The sequence below is a fragment of the Slackia sp. genome, from assembly GCF_977041755.1.
Map to the genome: position 1 here is coordinate 1 of NZ_CDRRGL010000035.1, position 16,838 is coordinate 16,838.

Annotated in this window: 12 protein-coding genes; 3 read left to right on the plus strand and 9 right to left on the minus strand. The window is 59.2% G+C overall.

The window, feature by feature from the left end:
• Window positions 1-202: 202 nt before the first annotated feature.
• Together ACWI8T_RS04215 and ACWI8T_RS04220 are read left to right on the plus strand one after the other, a co-directional pair.
• On the plus strand, window positions 203-883 hold the full coding sequence (locus ACWI8T_RS04215) for a response regulator transcription factor (RefSeq protein WP_449138058.1): 681 nt from the start codon (window positions 203-205) through the stop codon (window positions 881-883).
• 19 nt (window positions 884-902) lie between these two features.
• Window positions 903-2,336: a sensor histidine kinase gene (locus ACWI8T_RS04220; protein WP_449138059.1), complete on the plus strand. Its 1,434-nt coding sequence runs from the start codon at window positions 903-905 to the stop codon at window positions 2,334-2,336.
• A gap of 161 nt (window positions 2,337-2,497) precedes the next feature.
• Here the strand turns inward: ACWI8T_RS04220 and ACWI8T_RS04225 are convergent, their stop codons facing one another.
• The 3 genes from ACWI8T_RS04225 to ACWI8T_RS04235 are packed head-to-tail and all read right to left on the minus strand — an operon-like array spanning window position 2,498 to window position 6,713.
• A complete protein-coding gene (locus tag ACWI8T_RS04225) occupies window positions 2,498-4,780 on the minus strand; it encodes a YgiQ family radical SAM protein (RefSeq protein ID WP_449138060.1) in 2,283 nt (760 codons plus the stop codon).
• A gap of 56 nt (window positions 4,781-4,836) precedes the next feature.
• Window positions 4,837-5,388 carry a hypothetical protein gene (locus tag ACWI8T_RS04230; protein WP_449138061.1) on the minus strand — a complete coding sequence of 184 codons (552 nt, stop codon included), beginning with the start codon at window positions 5,386-5,388 and terminating at the stop codon, window positions 4,837-4,839.
• 41 nt (window positions 5,389-5,429) lie between these two features.
• Window positions 5,430-6,713 carry a glutamate-cysteine ligase family protein gene (locus tag ACWI8T_RS04235; protein WP_449138062.1) on the minus strand — a complete coding sequence of 428 codons (1,284 nt, stop codon included), beginning with the start codon at window positions 6,711-6,713 and terminating at the stop codon, window positions 5,430-5,432.
• 463 nt (window positions 6,714-7,176) lie between these two features.
• Here ACWI8T_RS04235 and ACWI8T_RS04240 point away from each other — a divergent pair, with 463 nt between their 5' ends.
• The gene (locus ACWI8T_RS04240; protein WP_114614874.1) at window positions 7,177-7,605 is read left to right on the plus strand and encodes an arginine repressor; all 429 of its coding nucleotides are present in this window, start codon (window positions 7,177-7,179) and stop codon (window positions 7,603-7,605) included.
• A gap of 236 nt (window positions 7,606-7,841) precedes the next feature.
• Here the strand turns inward: ACWI8T_RS04240 and ACWI8T_RS04245 are convergent, their stop codons facing one another.
• The 6 genes from ACWI8T_RS04245 to rpmE form a co-directional block, all read right to left on the minus strand.
• Complete coding sequence (locus ACWI8T_RS04245; protein WP_449138063.1) at window positions 7,842-9,446, minus strand: helix-turn-helix transcriptional regulator; 1,605 nt, start codon at window positions 9,444-9,446, stop codon at window positions 7,842-7,844.
• A 108-nt stretch (window positions 9,447-9,554) separates the two neighbouring features.
• Window positions 9,555-11,051: a flavocytochrome c gene (locus ACWI8T_RS04250; protein ID WP_449138064.1), complete on the minus strand. Its 1,497-nt coding sequence runs from the start codon at window positions 11,049-11,051 to the stop codon at window positions 9,555-9,557.
• A gap of 3 nt (window positions 11,052-11,054) precedes the next feature.
• Window positions 11,055-11,654 carry a cytochrome c3 family protein gene (locus ACWI8T_RS04255; RefSeq protein WP_449138065.1) on the minus strand — a complete coding sequence of 200 codons (600 nt, stop codon included), beginning with the start codon at window positions 11,652-11,654 and terminating at the stop codon, window positions 11,055-11,057.
• A gap of 261 nt (window positions 11,655-11,915) precedes the next feature.
• Window positions 11,916-14,381, minus strand: a complete 2,466-nt coding sequence (pheT, locus tag ACWI8T_RS04260; RefSeq protein ID WP_449138066.1) for a phenylalanine--tRNA ligase subunit beta — start codon at window positions 14,379-14,381, stop codon at window positions 11,916-11,918.
• A gap of 212 nt (window positions 14,382-14,593) precedes the next feature.
• Window positions 14,594-15,676, minus strand: a complete 1,083-nt coding sequence (pheS, locus tag ACWI8T_RS04265) for a phenylalanine--tRNA ligase subunit alpha (RefSeq protein WP_449138067.1) — start codon at window positions 15,674-15,676, stop codon at window positions 14,594-14,596.
• Window positions 15,677-16,202: 526 nt separating this feature from the next.
• Window positions 16,203-16,643, minus strand: coding sequence for a 50S ribosomal protein L31 (gene rpmE, locus ACWI8T_RS04270; protein ID WP_123218672.1), 441 nt, complete (start codon window positions 16,641-16,643; stop codon window positions 16,203-16,205).
• Window positions 16,644-16,838: the final 195 nt, after the last annotated feature.

Genomic DNA, 16,838 nt, shown 5'->3' on the forward strand with positions numbered 1-16,838 from the left:
GCAAGCTTACTTTATTTCCTTGATTGCAGTGCAAGGCGCATTGCGAGGGGAGCGTGCGGTAGCCGAAGCGGGGTTTCGGGATGGCCCTCCAGCCTTCGAAACCCTCAGCGCGCCCCATTGAAGAAAAAAGCGTCGTGCCCCCGCGTTCGAGAGCACTCACACACGGGGGCACGACGCCAAGATTAAGAAAAGGCATCCGACCATGAACCTGCTTATCGTTGAAGACGACGTGCGACTGGCAAGCGCACTCGCCCACATCCTAGAAGAGGCCGGCCACGCGGTTGACACGGCGAACGACGGCGAAACCGGCTACGCCTACGCGTCTCAGGGAAAATACGACGTCGCGATTCTCGACGTGATGCTGCCCAAGAAAAATGGGTTTGACATCGTCTCTGACCTGCGCCGCACGGGAATCGCCACCCCGGTGCTCATGCTCACCGCGCGCGATGCGGTGCCCGATAAAATCCGCGGGCTCGATTCGGGCGCCGACGACTACATGACCAAGCCGTTCTCGCCCGCAGAACTCATGGCCCACCTGCGCGCGCTCACCCGCCGCCAAGGCGAAGTTGAATTCGAGACCCTTCGCGCATTCAACCTGACCCTCGATTTGACCGAACGCGAATTCGCGTCGGAATCATCCTCCATCCACCTTTCCGCAAAAGAGTTCGCACTCGCCCGCGTGCTTATGTCGAATGCCGGCAAAACGGTGCCGAAAGCAACCATCATCGATCGCGTATGGGGCACCACGGGCGTAACCGAGGACAACAACGTCGAAGCATACGTCTCGTTCTTGCGCAAGAAACTGCGCTTCCTTGAAGCCAACGCGCACATAGAGACGATTCGCGGCGTGGGCTACCGCCTAGCGGAGGGCCGCGATGCGTAAAGGCACGAAAGGCAGCCCCGTGCTCTTCAAGCTGCGAAAGAAATTCATCGCGCTGAATATGGTGTGCGTCTTGGCCGTAATCGCGGTCTCATTCACCGCGATTTGCATTTTCGACTGGAAGCAGGACGTCGCAGAAGTTCAGCAAGCCATCGCCAATTCCCTCGACAACGCAATTGAACAGCACGAACACAGAGAAATGCGCGACGATAGGCCGCCCAGGCATGAATTTGACGGAAACTGGGCAAGCACGGCCGACGCCAACGAGCAGAACAACGAAAGCGAACCGCAGAATGGGTCAGATGTCGGCGATGGCGGCGATGCCTCATCGAATGACGACACCGGCGGCTATGACGCAGCCCAAAGCGGAGCCCTCGCCCCCAAAATCGGCGGAGGCCAGGGCCAAACGATTCCCGTTGCGGTATACGCGCTGAACGCCGAAGGCAGCGCGATGAGCGCCTCGCCCGCCGGCACCGCCAACATCAACGACGAGGTACTCGAAACCGCGCTCTCGCGCCTTGCCCCCGCAGAAGACGGCACGGGTTCTTTCTCTGACTTGGGGCTCTTCTTCGAAAAGCGAACGATCGGCGACACCACGTATCTCGCGTTCGCCGACGCAAATTCCGCCGCCGGCTGGAAGTCGCTCGCGCTCACCCTCGTTGGCGCGGCAATCGCTGCGCTCGCCGCGTTTTTCGTGATATCGCTGTTCTTCTCGCGCTGGGCGCTGCGCCCCGTCGAGCAAACGTGGCGATCTCAGCGCCAATTCATCGCCGACGCCTCACACGAGCTGAAAACCCCGCTTACCGTGATTCTGGCCGATGCTTCCATCGCGCTCGAACATCCCGAGCGCACCGTCGAAAGCCAACGCCAGTGGATCGAGGGCATTCAGGTCGAAGGACAGCGCATGCAGGGCCTCGTTGAAGACATGCTCGCCCTGGCCAAGCACGACACCGCCGAAGTCGACGCGCAGGCAACCATGGGCAAGCAACAAGAAAAGCTCGATTTAGCAGACATGGCGCAGCGCGCGGTCCTTCAATTCGAAGCCGTCGCCTTCGAGCGTGGTGTGGAAATCGATGTGGCGGAAAGTTCCTCGGCCCCCGTGTTCATTGGCGGCGTGCGAGGCGACATCGAACGCGTGCTTGGCATTCTCGTCGACAATGCATGCAAGTACGCCGAAGCGGGCGGACACGTCGTGGTGGGCACGAAGCGCGAAGGCAAGCATGCCGTCATCCAGGTGAACAACACCGGCACGCCCATTCCCTCTTCTGACCTGCCCCATATTTTCGACCGCTTCTGGCGCGCCGACGAAGCGCGCACAAGTGGAGCTGGCGGCTACGGTCTGGGCCTTTCCATTGCACGCAGCATCGTCGAAGAACACGGCGGCACGCTTTCCGCGCAGAGCTCCGCCGAGCGCGGAACCACGTTCACCGCGAAATTCCCAATCAAGAAAGATTAGGGTCGAAAAAGCGATACGGCGGCAAGCAGCTCAGCAAACCATTCAAAATGAAAAAAAGAGGCCTGCCTCCCTGGTTTTCCAGAGAAGCAGGCCTCAACGCTTTCGAAGCACAATCGAGCCGCTTTTTCAGGCGCAAGACGAGTCGTTTTCTTCAGCACTCGCTAACGGCGAGACCGCTTCGGACTATTGTTGGCAGCCTCGGAGCGATGCGTGCCGGCATGTTCTCCCCGGCCATTTGATAAGCCACCTTTGCCGCCGCGCTTCGTCGCGCCCGCATTAAAGCCACGGCCCGATGGCGCGCCCTTGCCACCACCGAAGCCCCGGGCGCCATGCGCTCCCTTGGCTCCCTTGCCGCTTCGAACGCTATTGCCGCCGCCGGTAGCGGCTCCCTTGCCGCCTTTTCCGCCAGGGCCACCACTTCTGCCATCGCCCGGGCGCACCAAGCATTTCGGCCCAAAGCCAATCAAATCTTCGCGATGGGCTTTTCGCAGCGCCTCACGCACAAGGTCGCGATTGGCGGGGTTGCGGTATTGAATAAGCGCGCGCTGCAGCGCCTTCTCGTGCGAGCTTTTCGGCGTGTACACCGGCTCCATAGTGCGCGGGTCGACGCCTGTGTAATACATCGCGGTCGACATCGTGGACGGCGTTGGGTAGAAATCTTGCACCTGCTCGGGATTGAATCCCATATCGCGGCAGAATTCAGCCAGCTCAATGGCCTCTTTCAGCGTAGAGCCCGGATGCGAGCTCATCAAATACGGCACCACGAACTGCTTCAAACCGAGCTTGTCGTTTATGGCTTCAAACTTCTTGCAAAACGCCTGGTACACTTCGTTTTTCGGCTTGCCCATCACAGAAAGCACCGCATCGCTCACATGTTCGGGCGCCACGCGCAGCTGGCCGCTCACGTGGTATTGCGAAAGCTCGCGCAAAAACGTGTCGTCGGAATCGGCCATCACGTAATCGAAGCGCACGCCGCTGCGCACGAAGACCTTTTTCACGCCGGGCAGCGCACGCAGGGCGCGCAGCACATCGAGGTACGGCTTATGGTTTACCTCGAGCTTCTTGCAGGGCTCAGGGAGCAGGCATGCTTTGTGCGCGCATGCGCCGCGACGCAACTGCGCTTTGCACGCCGGTGCCGTGAAATTCGCCGTAGGACCGCCCACGTCGTGGATGTAGCCCTTGAATTCAGGGTCGCGCGTAAGCTGTTTCGCTTCTTCAACGAGCGACGCCTTGCTTCGCGCCGTCACGATGCGCCCCTGGTGGAACGTGAGCGCGCAGAAGCTGCATTCGCCGAAGCATCCGCGATTGCTCGACAGGCTGAATTTCACTTCTTTAATTGCCGGCACACCGCCCGCGGCTTCGTAATCGGGGTGGTAGTCGCGCGCATACGGCAAGGCGTACACCGCATCGAGCTCCTCGGTGGAAAGCGGCTTTTGCGGCGGGTTCTGCACCACGAACACATTGTGCGGGTATTCCTCCACCAAACGCTTTCCGCGATAGGGGTCGGAGTTTTCCCACTGCACATTGAAGCTGCGCGCATATTCGAGTTTATCGGCCTGGAGCGCCTCGAACGCGGGCAGCTCGATGGCGTCTTCCACGCTTTCGAGCGATCGGGCCTTGTAAGCCGTGCCGTCGACGAACGTGATATCTTCCACGGCAATGCCCGCCGCGAGCGCATCGGCGATTTCGACAATAGCGCGCTCGCCCATGCCATAAATAAGCAGGTCGGCGCCGGAATCGAGCAGAATAGAGCGCTTAAGCGAATCGGACCAATAGTCGTAATGCGCCAAGCGACGCAGACTCGCTTCGATACCGCCCAAAATAATGGGCGTGTGCTTATGCGTGCGCCGAATGAGGTTTCCGTACACCGCCGTGGCGTGGTTCGGGCGCCTATTGGGCGCGCCGCCCGGCGAATAAGCATCTTGGCTGCGTGGAACCTTGTTTACGGTGTAATGATTCACCATGGAGTCCATATTGCCCGACGAAACGAGGAATCCCAAACGCGGCTCGCCGAACACATTCACGCTTTCGGGGTCGCGCCAATCGGGCTGCGCGATAATGCCCACCTTGTAGCCATGCGACTCGAGCACGCGCGAAATAATCGCCATGCCGAACGACGACTGGTCGACGTACGCATCGCCGCACACGTAGGCGAAATCGACGCCATCCCAACCGCGAGCTCGCACATCGTCCATATTCACGGGAAGAAAGGCGCTACGCGGCGCGTGGTGTACGGCGGCGTGCTTCTGGCGGCCTCCGCCAACGTTGCGAGAAGCGCCCTTTCCAGCATGCTTCGCTTGCGCCGCCGCATTCTTCGCATGCCCGCTGGCGCCCTTGCGAGCAGACTTGCCCGCACCCTGCTTTTGAGGGCTCTGAGATTTCCGCGACTCCTGCGCGCCTGCGCACCCGGTGCCTTCCTGACGGTTTTGGGCAGCATACGACAAACGCGGGCCCTTGCTGGACCCGCGTTTTGCACTGCGATGGTTGTTCTGCCCCGCCATTACTTCGAAGCGTCGTCGGAAGTGGAGCTGTCGGCCATATCGGCGACCATCGAGTCGGCCTTGGAAAGATGCTCGATGCCCGAATCGTAACGCGCCTTCACGTCGTCGATGCCCTTCGCGGCCTCGGCAGCAGCGTCGAGGTCTTCGCCGGCATTCTTGATTTGCGCGTAAATCTCAACGTAATCGGAAAGCGCCTGGCCCAAATCGTTCGCGCCAGCCTCGTATTCGCTCTTCACGTCTTTCAGGGCGTCAGGCGCTTCCAGCGCGGCGATTTTATCGAGCGCCTTGGTGGCGTTGCTCGCGGCAACGCGCATTGCAGCAACGTCTTGCTTCGCGGCTGCGTCGCTGAAATTCGAAAGCGCGCTCGCGGCTTCCTGGCTGATGGAGTTCACCGAAGACATGTACTCGCGATTCACCTGGGCAGGCGTTTTCTCCTGCTGCGAATCGGAGCTCGAGCAGCCCACAAGGGCCGCCATGGCCAAGCACAGGGCACACGCAATCGCGGCGATTTTCATGAACTGCCCGGCGCGGGCACGGAACGTATTGAGCATCAGGTCAAACCTTTCTTTTCGTGACCTTGAACTATAGCAAACTACTGAGTCGAAATATCCAAATCCGCAAGAGTTACGCGGCGTGCCACCAATTCGGCAAGGGGATCGAGGAAGCACCACTCGGCCGCCGGCAGGCCTCGGCGCGCAAGTGTAATAAGCTCATCGCAAATCTCGGCCGCCGGGAGCTGATACACCTCGGCGTTGTAGCCTGATTCCATAAGGGCGTCTTTGGCCTTGGCGACATCGGACTCGGAAATGCCCGCGCAGCTGCGCACGAGCGTCTCGAGCGAGCTTTTGCCGTAGAACAGGCCTTTGATGAGCGCCGTATACGCCAGCACATAGGGAATGGGCATGGAATCGGCGGGGCGAATTTCCACATAGCTCTTCAGGCGCACATCGGGGAACACCATCGACATGGCGTGGAACACCTCGTCGTCGGTCATGGCGCGGGTGGCGAAAATCTCGCCGAACGTGCGCGTGTCGTAACGCGCCTCGCCGTCTTCGTCAAGCGCGACAATCGCGGGAACATCGAGCAAGTATGCCGCATAGTCTTCGAAACCGAAGCCTTCGTCGAAAACGCCCGGCACCGAATTGCAGCGATCGGGATCGCAGTATTTCCAAATCTCGGTGCGCATAAGCGCATGCGGACGACGGCTGCCCTCAAACACGGGCGTGTTGTCGCACATGAGCGCAAAAAGCGGCGCAAGCACCTGCGCCACGCGCATTTTCGCAATGCAGTCGGCTTCATCGAGGTAATCGATGGAAACCTGCGTGGAAGCGCTCCCTCGCATCATGCGCAGGCCCCACGGACCAATAGATGAAAGGTATTCGTTCATGTAGTCGTAGCGAGCCTTAGGAATAAGCTCCTTATCGGCCGCACGGTTCACCGGGTCGAACCCAAGCGTAAGCGCCCGCCCTCCAATGGGAGAGAGCGCCAGATAGACGTCGTCTTCGAATTCGAGGAAAACGCGCTTGGCGTCGATGATGTTCTCGAATGGACCCGCCGAAAGCTCAAGCTGCGCCGCGGGCTCAATAGTTACCGCAGCTCCAGGGCGCGCCACGCCGAGCAAGTCGCCGCCATGAACGGTGGCTTCGGGATATTTCTCCTGAAGCGCGGCGAGCACGTCACGCACGCCGTTGGGCTGGCTGTAGGTAATAGGATCGCCCGTGCCATCGACGCAAATGTGCTCAAGCTCAATGCCCACTCGACGGCATTCGGCCTTCGCGCCCGCGCGCAAATGCGCCACGATTGCCGCAATGTTTTCCTCACGCGCCGGCTGGCTCGAAGCGAGCTGCGCGTTGCGCGCAGCGGTTGCTTTCCTCATAAGGTCCTCATTTCCCTCCCGCGCAGCACAACGCCCACGCGTTGCCGCTCTTCATGCGGGCCTAAACCATGTATGGCGCCTATGGTAACGCGAACGTGCTTATTTCAACGCGAGCATAAAACGATTCCATGAAGGCGTTGCCAGCTTGTTGGGCAACATGACGAAAACCCCGCGCTCAACGACCGTCGAACGCGGGGTTTTGGGGGGGGATTTCAGGCAAAGCGAGCAATGACATTCAAAACGGGAGCGACCACACAACAGCTTTTCATGACGCGCAAGAAACCCCCGATAGCAGATCCTACCGCAGTTCGCTCATTTTTGCCCTCCCCCCCACGTATATTCAAAAATCCCCCAATGAACGGGGAAATGGGTGTATTTTTCCGCCGCAAGGAGTACAATTTATGCATCACGAAGGCTTTGCCACGTATTTTATGCATTCATAATTTCGGCTGAGGGGAACGAAATGACGAAACGCGCCGTACGTCACGATGTAATTCGTGACATTATCCGAAAAGGCAACATCAAAACCCAACGCGACCTGGTCGAGCAGCTTTCCGCTGAAGGCTACGATTGCACGCAGGCAACCGTCTCCCGCGACATCGCAGGCATGGGCTTAGCGAAATCGCGCGAGGGCTATTATGTGTTGCCTGAAGACCTTCGCTTGCAACGCATGGTGGGCGAACTGGTCGATTCCATCGAGGTTGTGAACAACTTCATCGTGCTGCGCACGCCTTCCGGCATCGCGAGCGGCGTCACCGTGGCGCTCGACGCAGCCGAGCTCAAGGGCGTCGCGGGCTCGCTCGCGGGCGACGACACCGTATTTGTGATGTGCTATTCCAGCATCGATGCCGAAAACGTCGCCGCCGTCATCCGCAGGCTGCAAGATCAGTAGGACTTTCCCCATGACAAAAGTAGACGAACGGAAGCGGGCGCAGCACGCTGCGCTCGCTTCCGTATGCGGTTTAGCAATGGCATTCGCATCGATGGCAGCCATGCTTCACTTTCCGCTTTTCCACTATACGCAAGAAGCCTTGCTTTTCGGCACTGTTGAAGCCCCTTGATTAGGCACGCAACCAGCCATAATTTTCGCCCCTATTGCAAGACCAGATTCGTCCAGCAAAGACACGCTTAATCACTTTCAAGCAAATCAATCAACTCTTGCTTCGAGTGTATGCACAGCTTCGAGTACATGCTGCGTGTATAGCCTTTCACGGTATTCTCAGAGAGGTGCAATTCTTGGCTAATGGCGCTCTTGCTGCGACCTTGCGCCAAATACCACGCCATATCGCGCTCCCTGTCGGTAAGTCCAAAGCGCTCCTGCAGCGCATCGCACCGCGAGCGCAAATCGGCGCGTAATGCAGGCTCGCATTTCATATGGACCTCGTCTTCATTATGCATCACCGCAGCATCGCGTCGGTCGTTCCCAAGATTTTCGCCTGTTGGAAGCCCGCCCGCTTTTGCCTCGCCCGATTCTATCCGGGCATCAATGCGAACGGCAGCACGCAAACGCTCCTCACGCCAACGCGACGCGCCGAATGCGGCAAAGAACGGACGCGTAGGCTGGCAATTCCGCATCACGACAGCCATCGAAAGCGAGATCAGGCACACAAGCGCCGCCACCGCCAACACCGATTGCGCAACATGGGGACCCCACAAGAACATGAGATAACGGCCCAGCTCGCGCGGCAGCAAATGCACCGCCCACACAACCCCGAGTACGATGTATGAGGGTATGCAACTATGACGGGAGAAATCGTATACCGCATACCACAAAATTCCCAGCATAAAAGTGTTCGACACCGTGATGAGCGTCGCTCCCAACTCAAATAAATCCGATGAAACGATGAGAATAACGCCAGCCACCATAAGCGCGACTTCAAGCCACCATAAAGCGCTGAAGCTCAGCCGCCTGCCACGAATCAGCACCCAAAACACCACGGCAACACTCATCGCGAAAACGATCAACTGATGGGCCGCTTGCATAGGAAACGATAGGGGTATGGAAAGCCCATTGGGAAAGCCGCGAGCTACGCCCAATGCGAGCTCAAGCAATGCAAGGCCCATCAGCAGGCAAGCAAAACGGCTTTTTGGCTCCGAATCATAAACAGCGTCGCGCATCGGCTCGGGAATAACGGCCTTGCGTTCATCGAGCTGGTCTTGCGCCTGCTTGAGCGAAACAAACGAGAGCGTTGGCATGAACAGCCCCACCGCAAACACTGCCACTTGCGGAACCGTGCCTAAAAACAACCCCAGAAACGCGCTCGCCCCTAGGCAGCCAAACGTATAAATAAGCGCCTCACCCTCATCGAGGCGATCGAAAAACTCTATCCACATGCCACCACCCCACACAATGCCAAGCGCGCCAAGCACAGCCGCAACAGGAACCAATGGAGCATTGGGATATTCCAACGTCGCCAAAAGGCATAGAGCGCACAAGGTCATGGCGGTAACAGAAAGCCACTCCATTGCGCAACGCGCGCGCCTCGATAGCGGCACGCGGGAAAACATCAACACCAACGCGACGATCAATGCAACCCGCACGAGATTGCATGCAATGGTGAGTGCACCGGAATCGGTTGCGGCATAACGATCATAGATGCAGCATTGAGTCCAAATGCGCACGGCAATCAGGCCAAAGAAACACCCTGAAAAGCGAGGGGCATACGTCCGCCAGAATTCCGCCCACGAACTCGAATGCACCAGGCGAGACGCCATCGATTTCGCATCGGCCATCACGCAGCCCCTTCCCTTTTCCGCATTCACTGCTGGCATTATACCCGTCCAAAAACGACCGAGGGCCCGCGCAATGCGGGCCCTCGCCAGAAACAAAATGGAGGAACGCTACTCGCCGAATACGTACTTGCACGCAGTCTCTTGCGCCTGACGACCGTTCACGTTGATGTCGCACACGGCGTTGCCACCCAGTCGATTTCCGCCATGGATGCCACCGGTCACTTCGCCGGCAGCAAACAAGCCAGGAATCGCATCGCCGTTCGCATCGAGCACCTCAGCAGCAGCGTTGACGCGCAGACCGCCCATGCAATGATGCACGCCCGGCGCAACGGGCAACGCGTAATACGGAGGCGTCGCCAACGGGTTCAAGCTCTTCGTTCGGCCCATCGGATCGTCTATGCCATTTGCGATGTTGTCGTTATACGACGTCACCGTGGCGACGAACGCCTCTTCGGGTACGCCCATGAGATTAGCCAAGTCGCTAAAATTGTCAGCCACATGAATGAGGTTTCGGGCGACGAACTTCTCTTCAATAGAAAGGTTGTTATCGTGAACCGATTTGTCGAACACGGCGAACGCTCCACGGCCAGGCTGCGCCCACTCCGCTTCCGACACACGATCGCGCGTCAAAAGCTCATTCGTAAAGCGAACGCCATCGGTGTTAACGAGAATGGCGCCATCGCCGCGAATGTTTTCAGAAAGCAGCGTTGCGGTAGTCTGTTCGACCGTCGGATGCACCTGAATCTGATCGATGTCCACCGTATCGGCACCAACGGCTGTCGAGAACACGATGCCATCGCCCTGCGTGCCTGGCTGGTTTGTGGTAACCGCGTCGCGCAATTCGGGACGATATTGGGCGAGCATTTCCTTATTCGCGCCAAAACCGCCCGTTGCCACAATAAGCGCTTTACATCTATATTCGATGGGCAGTCCATTTGGATTGGTCGCGCGCACGCCGGCCACTTTCCCATCGTCCATCAATATTTCTTCAACCTTCGTGTTGCACACAGCCGAAACGCCACGTTGGCGGCACTGCTCGGTCATGCCCTTCACGATATATTTGCCTACAGCCTCGCCGCTTTCGGGACGATGGATGCGCTTCACGCTCGCGCCGCCACTCGTGCCCAACTTCGACAACACGATGCCCATGCTGGCAAGCCAATCGATAGCATCACTCGACCCTTCGCACATATGGCGGATAAGCTCCATGTTGCCCTTCTCGTGACCGCCTTCATAGGTATCAGACGACATCAAATCAACCGAGTCTTCAATGCCAGCTTCTTTTTGATAGCGCGTGCAGCAGGCGTTCATGCCGCCCTCAGCAAAGCACGTGTTGCCGCCGGCAACGGGCATCTTCTCAAGCAGCAAAACCTTAGCGCCCTGGTCGACAGCGCCCACGGTTGCCGCCATTCCGGCTCCGCCCGAGCCAACAACGATGATGTCGTATTCACCGCCGTCGATGGTTGTTTGAGCAGCTTCCTCCTCAAGCGACCTTGGGGCACCGCATCCAGTGAGCCCCATCGCCGCAGCACCCATGCTCAGCGCAAGCACTCCACTGAGAAAATTACGACGTGAAACGCCGTTTTCGGAATTCATCGCAGTCATTATTTACCTCGTTTCGCGATACGGAATGCTGTCCCAGCCCTCGGGCACGTTCTCTGCAGCCTGATAGTGGCACTCCGTGCACACGAACACCGAAGTCTCGTGCATCTTGTGGCAATCGCCGCAATTAGTCACACCATGCTCGCTGAAGTCATGCGGATTCCAAGCCATATACGCCGTTTTGTTTTTCAGCTTGTCCAAATCCATGTTGTGGCACGACTCGTTCAGGCAGAATTCCTGCGTGGCGAACTCTTCACCACGAGAGACCAAGTGTTGGCTCTCTTCGTCGTAAGCATAATTGCCCGACACCCAATTCAGACCCTCGGTAATCTGCTCGCCGATCTCGGGAGTGTGGCACGTCAGGCAATCTTTGCCAGCTTTCGCATGCGCGTTTGCAAGCGAAGTGCCATCCGTGTTGTAGTAGCTTTCGACATACGAATCCATGGGCGTATGACACACCGTCGAGCAAAAGCTCGGCTGCTCATGCCACACCATGAAACCACCGACAGCCGCCACGAGCACCACGACGCACACGCACGCGGCAACAATGCCACGGCGGCGCTTCGGCGATGCCGCTTTAGGTGAAACACCCTTCTCTTCTTCCATCGTATCCTCCTTCACAAGATCGTCGGCCTCCTGCCGACCTTTGCTTGAAAGATACGCTGAACAGCGTACGACCCATACGTCCGAAAAGGGTCGTTTACGCGTTTGAACAGGGCGGTTTTAGAGGGTGGTCGGCCACCCACCCTCCTTTTGCATAAAGAAAATGGGCCAAAGGAAACCCTTTGGCCCATTTCTCATATGCTGGAACGCAAGCTAAATCGCGATAGATTCAGCGGACGCTTCCTCGGTGAAGACGATTGCTCGCTAGCCGCGCATCTCGGCGCCCGTGGCCTTCGACACCTTCGTCACGAGCTTCTCGTGCGCCTTGTCGACCTCTTCGCTCGTCAGCGTGCGGTCGGCGGCGCGATACGTCAGCGAGAACGCCATCGACTTCTTGCCCTCGCCCACGCGCTCGGCGTCGCGGTACACGTCGAACAGGCGCACGCTCTCGAGCAGCTTGCCGCCCGCGCTCTGCATGCACTGCATAATCTTCTCGCACGTCACGGCCTCGTCCACGACGAACGCGGCATCGCGCTCGACGCCCGGGAACTGCGGCACGTCGACATAATCGCGAGCCGGGCGGGCATTGCGCTCAAGCGCAGCCATATCGAGCTCGAACGCCACCACGGGGCCCTCGGCATCGTAGGCAGCAACCGCCAGCGGGTGCAGCTCGCCCACCCAGCCAATCACGTCGCCGCCGGAAAGCATCTCGGCCGCGCGGCCAGGCTGCAAATGCGGCGCATCTTCGGCGGAAAGCGCCTTGAAGCGAACCTTCGGCAACGCCAGCTCGCGAGCGATGGCCTCAAGCGCGCCCTTGCCATCGAAGAAATCGAACGCACGCGGGTCGGTGTTCCAACCCTTGTCGTCCATGGCGCCCGCCAAAACGCAGGCCAGCTTGCGGCGCTCCTTCGGCTTGCGATCGCCCTCATGGGCCGCAAACACGGTGCCAATTTCGTACAGCTGAATGTTCGACACGCCATGCGCCTGGTTGTGCGCGACGCTGCGCAGCAGGCCGGGAACAACGGTGCGGCGCATGAACGCCTGCTCCGAATTCATGGGGTTGATGAGCTCAACCGCCTCGCCCAGGCCGTCTTCCTTCATGCGCAGCTTGTCAAGATCGTCGCCCGCGGCGAACGAATAGGTCATGGTTTCGTTGATGCCGCACGCGGAAAGGGTGCGATGGATTTTCGCATCCACGAGCTGCGCGCTCGTGCGCACGCCAATGCGACCGCGACCAGCGGGAAGCGTGGTGGGAATATTGTCCATGCCATAGAGGCGCAGCACTTCTTCGTACAGGTCGATCTCGCGCGGCAGGTCGGGACGGAACGTGGGCGAAACCACCGACAGCACGTCTTCGTCTTCGGTCCGGGCCACTTCGCAGCCGAGGCGCTCGAGCGTATCAACGATGAAATCGCGCGGGATGTCGGCGCCCATCATGGCCTGGAAGCGCTTCACGCGGAACTGCAGGTGCGGCTGCTCGCTGGGAGCGGGCCACGCGTCAACAATGCCGCAGCCATCTTCGCCAATGCGGGCAACGGTGCCGCCGGCAACCTCGACGATGAGCGCCGCAGCGGCGGCCGAGCGCACCTCGACGTCATAGTCGTCGACGCCACGCTCGTAGCGCATGGAGCTCTCGCTGAACAGGCCCAGGTTGCGGCTCGTGCGGCTCGTGCGGCCAGGCTCGAATACGGCGGTTTCGAGCAGAATGTCGGTCGTCTCCTCGGTGACCTCGGTATCAAGGCCGCCCATAACGCCCGCGAGCGCCACGGCGCCCTGCTCGGGCGTGGAAATAACCGTCATGTCGCTCGTGAGCTCGCGATGCTCGCCATCGAGCGTGGTGAGCTTCTCGCCATCTTCGGCAGCGCGAACCACGATATGGGCCACGCCATCGGCGTTCTTGACCTTGTTCAGGTCAAACGCATGCAGCGGCTGGCCGAGCAGGAACAGGATGTAGTTCGTCACGTCGACGACGTTGTTCACGGAGCGCTGGCCAATGGCGGCAAGGCGCTCGACCATCCAGTCGGGGCTCGGGCCAACCTTCACGCCATGAATCACGCGAGCGGTGTAGCGCGGGCAACGCACGGCATCGGTAACGTCGATCTTCACGGCATTGGGCTCAACGTCGCCCGAAAGTTCCAGCTTGGCGGCCATTTCCTGCAGCGGGTTCGTCCACGGCTTGGCGTACATGGCACCAACCTCGCGAGCAAAGCCCACGACGGAGAGGCTGTCGGGGCGGTTCGGGGTAATCTCCAGATCGAGCACCGTATCGGTGAGGCCCATGAAATCTGCGATGGGCTGGCCGATTTGCGCATCTTCGGGAAGCACCCAAATGCCTTCATGGTCGGTGCCCATGCCCAATTCGCGCTTCGAGCAGCACATGCCCATAGAGGTCACGCCGCGAAGCTTCGACTTCTTGATTTTGAAATCGCCGGGAAGCACCGCGCCAATCGTCGCGACGGGCACTTTGATGCCGGCGGCAATGTTCGGGGCGCCGCACACGATCTGAATCGGCTCGTCGCCGCCCACATTCACCTTCACCACATGCATGTGGTCGGAATCGGGGTGGTCTTCACACGTCTCAACATAGCCCACAACCACGCCGTCAAACGCGGCACCAAGCTTGTCAACGCCCTCGACGCCCGTACCCGTAAGGTCGAGCTTGTCGCAGAACGCCTTAATGTCAGAAGGCACCTCGACATAATCGGAAAGCCACTTCAAAGAAACTTTCATAATTCGTCCTATCTAAAAACCATTTCTCAAGGAAATGGACTCGATCAATCGCCGCAGGTCAACAAAAAGTCAGCGAGGGCTTTTGTGGTGCGTCGAATTAAGGTGTCGGGCGGCCGAACGTACTTCGCTACGCGAGGGCAAGCCCGAAAGCCTTAAGGCGACGTGCCACGGAAGACCGCAGCGTCGGCAGTCAATTCTAAAAAATAAATTTTTTAGAATTGACGCAAGAAACGCATATCGCCCTCAAGCAACATACGGAGGTCGGGTACGTTGTACTTCAAGCATGCGATGCGCTCGACGCCCATGCCGAACGCGAAGCCCGAGTACTCTTCTGGGTCGATGTTCACGAAGCCGTAGACGTTCGGGTCGACCATGCCGCAACCCAGAATCTCAAGCCAACCGGTGCCTTTGCACATGCGGCACTTCTCGCCGTTGTGCAAATGACCCGAACCGCCGCACACGCCGCAGCTCACGTCGGCTTCGGCAGAAGGCTCGGTGAACGGGAAGTAGTGCGCGCGGAAACGCGTCTTGCGATCGGGGCCGAACATCTGCTTGCAGAAATAATCGAGCGTGCCCTTCAGGTCGCCAAACGAAATGCCCTTGTCAACGACAAGGCCTTCCACCTGATGGAACTGAGGCAGGTGGCTCGGGTCGGCAACGTCGCGGCGGTACACCTTGCCCGGCGCGATGATGTAGATAGGCGGCTTGTTTTCTTCCATGGTGTGCACCTGCACGCCCGAGGTTTGCGTGCGCAGAAGCGCAGCCGATTCGCCCTTCACGGCAGCCTGCTCGCCCGTGCGGTCGACCAGGTAGAACGTATCCTGCATGCCGCGCGACGGATGGTCGGCGGGAGCATTCAGGGCCTCGAAGTTGTAATAGTCGGTCTCGGCCTCGGTGCCAGAGGCCACGGAGTAGCCCATGCCAAGGAAGATATCGGAAATCTCATCGATAATGCCGCTGATCAGGTGACGCGTGCCAACCTGCTGGCCGCGGCCGGGAAGCGTGATGTCCACGGCTTCCGCGTCCATCTTCGCAAGCAACTCCGCCTTCGCGAGCGCTTCCTTGCGATTCGCGAGCGCCGACTCGACCGCATTGCGCACGATATTCGCAGTTTTGCCCACTTCAGCGCGTTCTTCCTTGGGAAGCTGACCCATGCCGCGCAGGTAGCCCGTAAGCGTGCCCTTCTTGCCAAGCACGGCCACGCGAACCTCTTCGAGCGCCGCCGTGTCGGCCGCCGACTCGATGTCGCGCAGGGCTTGGGCATTAAGCTCGTTGAGCTCGTCGACTATTGCCATAGCCTTCGCCTTTCGTTGTTGTGCCAAGCGGGCGCGCCGCCCAGCCGCCGCGCCCGAGGTTGCGCGACCTTCGCCAATAAAAAAGAGCCTTCTTTCACCCCTCGGCCGAATTCGATTGCTCGAACTCGCAGCCCAAGGACGAAAGAAGGCTCTCGCGGTACCACCTTGGTTGACGGCCTTCACGCGAAACCGCGCAAGCGTGCCGCCCGCTCGTATGCCCTATAACGGGAGCGCCCGGCATGGCCTAGTTGCGAATCCGCGGGACGCGCCCGCCAGCGTTCAACCATGCTGCTCGGAAGGGAATCGGCGTCGCTGCGCGCTTGAGGCCCTTCCAGCCAAGGGGCCCTTCTCTGAAAAGCACGCGTCTGCAAGCCGCTGTCTTCGTCTTAGCATTTGCGTCCGAAAGTATAGCGCACTTTCGGCGAATGGCGCACCACCTATCAAGACGTTACACGAATTTCAGCCAAACAAAGAAGCCCGCTCAATGAGCGGGCTTCTTCTTTATGCGATGTATTCGCGTTTGAAACTACTCAGCGGCAGCTTCGGTTGCCTCGGCGGCAGCTTCCTCAGCGGGAGCGGCTTCCTCGGCAGGAGCCTCAGCGGCAGCCTTGGCGGCTTCGGCCTCGGCCTTCTTGGCGTACTCAGCAGCACGCTTAGCCTTCTCGGCAGCCTTGGCTTCGCGCTCGGCCTTCTTAGCGGCCTCGAGCTCGGCAGCCTTCGCAGCCTTAGCGGCCTTCTTCTCGGCCTCAGCCTTGGCGACCATGTCGGCAGCAGAGCCGAACTTGTCGGCAAAGCGCTGGACGCGTCCACCGGTGTCGATGAGCTTCTGGGTGCCGGTGAAGAACGGGTGGCACTTGTTGCAGATGTCGATCTTCAGCTCGCTCTTGGTGGAGCGAGTGGTGAAGACGTTGCCGCAGGTGCACTTGACGGTGCACTCAACATATTCGGGATGAATTCCCTGCTTCATTGGTATTCTCCTTTGACAGAGTGCCTTGGTTTCCGACCAAGGCAGGACACAGCCCTCGAATAATACCACAGCCCCTACCCTGCATTGCAAGGGAGAAGCTGTGAAGATTCGAGGGTTTCACAGAATCGGGACGCGCTTTCCGGCGAGCAGGCGCTTTCGCCTTATTCATACGAGTCCTTTTCCGCACCGTGCGTC